This is a genomic window from uncultured Gimesia sp. (assembly GCF_937910335.1).
In the GTDB taxonomy this organism is placed as follows: Bacteria; Planctomycetota; Planctomycetia; order Planctomycetales; family Planctomycetaceae; genus Gimesia.
Window position 1 is genome coordinate 1 of sequence record NZ_CALEMX010000611.1, and the last position, 2,773, is coordinate 2,773.

A 2,773-nucleotide genomic window follows, 5' to 3' on the forward strand; every position below is an offset into this window, starting at 1 on the left:
TGCGTTGTAGGGCACATGATGAGTCAGATGAAAGTTGACATCCCTATTCTGTTTGTTGATACCGGCGTTTTATATCAGGAAACATTGGAGACACGGGACCGATTGATCAAAGAATACGGCTTGAATATTGTCACATTGAATCCTGAAAAGACAATATCGCAACAAACAGAAGAATTGGGAGTATTATATCTTTCAGTGGAAGGTCAGGAACAGTGCTGTGATTTGCGAAAGACACAACCTCTGTTACAGGTTGCTGATCAATATGATGCACTGATTGGCAGTCTACGTCGTGCCGATGGAGGACAACGCGCCAACGTGCCTATTCTCGCGATTGACCCGGCGATGAACTGTCTGCGAGTGAATATTCTGGCCAGTCTCTCTAAGGAAGAGTTTCAGGATTACCTCAAGGACAATCAGGTCATCACGAATCCGCTTCACAAACAGGGTTTCCCTACAATTGGCTGCAATCGTTGTACGACACCTGTCATGGAAAGCGAACCGAATCGAGCGGGACGTTGGCGTCACTTAGGTCCCTGGTCACAGTATTGTGGGATCAATCCGACAGATGTTTCCGGAAAAAAAGCACCTGCCATCGAATTATCACAGCATGTGGTAGATCGTATTCTCGGACGCGAAACGGACTTTATGATTTAGCCATTCTCACTTTGCTGTGATACCCTGCGTCAACTCATTATGTAACTTCTTTGAAGAGCTGGCCCACGCGGGAATAAATCCCGCATCCCGACTTTTCTCAAAGAATTGTTTTCGATTTGCTTTCGTGTCGGAATATCCCAGTGTGAATACCGATGTGAATCCATTTTTTTGAATCTGAATCATCTCTCGTTCTTTGCCTTCAATCCACGCACCTGTATGAGCATAAGCCGTTTCCCAAAGCAGGCCATCCGGGTTATGCGGATGTGCTTTTGCCAGATTCAGACCTGGAATGAAGATACCAGTCGCGTCTCCTACAAATACTGATTTTCCAATTAGATTCAACCCGCGGTTTTGCATGATGAATTTATCTGGTGAATGAGCTTTGATTTTTCGAATCAGATTGATCATGGCACTGACACTTTTGGCTCTGCGAGGAACCGGCCATTTCTGCTCATTAATATAAAGATCAATGGAATCAATTGTGTCTAAAAACAGCCCATCAACGTTCTGCTTGTAGATCAGGTTGATTCTTTGAAAAAGGAAATCTTGCCATGCTTTTTCGCTGACATCAATGTGCCAGGATTGAAAAGTCTCATTTTTGCTCAGGACCATCTTTGCTAAAGCAGGCGCATTATTGCGTTGTTTAAGAAATGCTTCAAAGTTATCTTTTTCCAACTGGCCCAGTTCTCCAATGCTGATATAGGCAATGATTTTGGCACCGGTCTGATGTGCTTTTTTTACTAACAAAGAAACTTGCTTTTGATCAAGTCCTCGTAATTCAATGACAACAACCTGGCCTCTTCGCATCCGATTCTGCAGCTTGTCAAGTTTAGTGTTATCTCCGCCGTAATAAAGTTGAAAATCAGATGGTACAAAAGCAACATCTTCAGCGCTATGGAGTTGCGTGTCTTGAATGAGAAACAGACCGAAGATGATATAAATGAAGAGATTGAAATAGCGTAACATGCAGTCGATTCCCCAATAAGTGAATTGTGTTTTCTTAGATGCTTTTGTTATTCTAAATCATCAGGTAGTCGTACTTAAGGTATATTCCATTTTAATTTGAGAAGACAAGCCATGTATCTGAATCAGTTCAAAAAAGGCAGTCATCAAACTTTCAACATCATGTGTCTGGTGTTGATATCCTGGCTGATGCCAACACTCTGTTTGACAGCGGCAGAGGCACCTCCCAATATTATTGTGATCGTCAGTGATGACCAGGGGTACAAGGATCTGGGTTGTTTCGGAAGTCAGGAAGTGATTACGCCTCACTTGGACCGATTGGCTAAAGAAGGCGCTAAACTGACCAACTTTTATGTAACCTGGCCTGCCTGCACTCCCAGTCGTGGAAGTTTGCTGACGGGACGTTATCCGCAGCGAAATGGTGTCTATGACATGATTCGGAATGAAGCGCCCGATTATGGCTATCAATACAAACCTGCAGAATACGAAGCGAGTTTCGAGCGAATTGGTGGTATGGATGTTCGTGAAAAGTTACTGCCCCGATTGTTGAAGCAAGCGGGTTATGTCAGTGGGATCTATGGAAAGTGGGATTTAGGCATTCATAAACGCTTTCTACCTCTGGCCCGAGGCTTTGATGACTTCTATGGATTCACTAATACGGGTATCGATTATTTTACGCATGAACGATACGGCGTGCCTTCCATGTTTCGTAATAATCAAGCGACTGAACAAGATAAAGGCACTTATTGCACCGATCTGTTTCAGCGCGAAGCGGTCCGCTTTTTAAAAGAGAATCATCAGAAACCATTTTTTCTTTATTTGCCCTTTAACGCGCCGCATGGTGCTTCAAGCCTTGATCCCCGTATTCGAGGTGGTGCCCAGGCTCCTGCAAAGTATAAAAAAATGTATCCACATTTAAAGGATAACCTCATCACACGGAAAAAGGCGGGGCGGTACGAATTTCGTGAGAAACCAAAAGGTCCTGTCATTACACAGGTCGTTTCAGCCAGCAAACGTCGACTGGAATATGTTGCATCCATTACTTGTATGGACGCCGCTATCGGCAATGTAGTGGATCTGCTTGATCAATACAAAATAGCAGATAATACGATCGTCGTTTTCTTCTCTGACAATGGAGGCGGCGGAGGTTCCGATA

3 protein-coding genes are annotated in these 2,773 nt (G+C 43.9%); 2 read left to right on the top strand and 1 reads right to left on the bottom strand.

Annotated elements, in window-relative coordinates; translation table 11 throughout:
• On the top strand, positions 1-654 hold a 654-nt coding region (locus Q0668_RS24980; protein WP_298869279.1), incomplete at its 5' end, for a phosphoadenylyl-sulfate reductase.
• A 6-nt stretch (positions 655-660) separates the two neighbouring features.
• On the opposite strand, the gene Q0668_RS24985 is transcribed toward Q0668_RS24980, so the two are convergent.
• Positions 661-1,620, bottom strand: coding sequence for an endo alpha-1,4 polygalactosaminidase (locus tag Q0668_RS24985; RefSeq protein ID WP_298869280.1), 960 nt, complete (start codon positions 1,618-1,620; stop codon positions 661-663).
• Positions 1,621-1,731: 111 nt separating this feature from the next.
• Here Q0668_RS24985 and Q0668_RS24990 point away from each other — a divergent pair.
• A partial coding sequence (locus Q0668_RS24990) for a sulfatase-like hydrolase/transferase (protein ID WP_298869281.1) occupies positions 1,732-2,773 on the top strand: 1,042 nt, incomplete at its 3' end.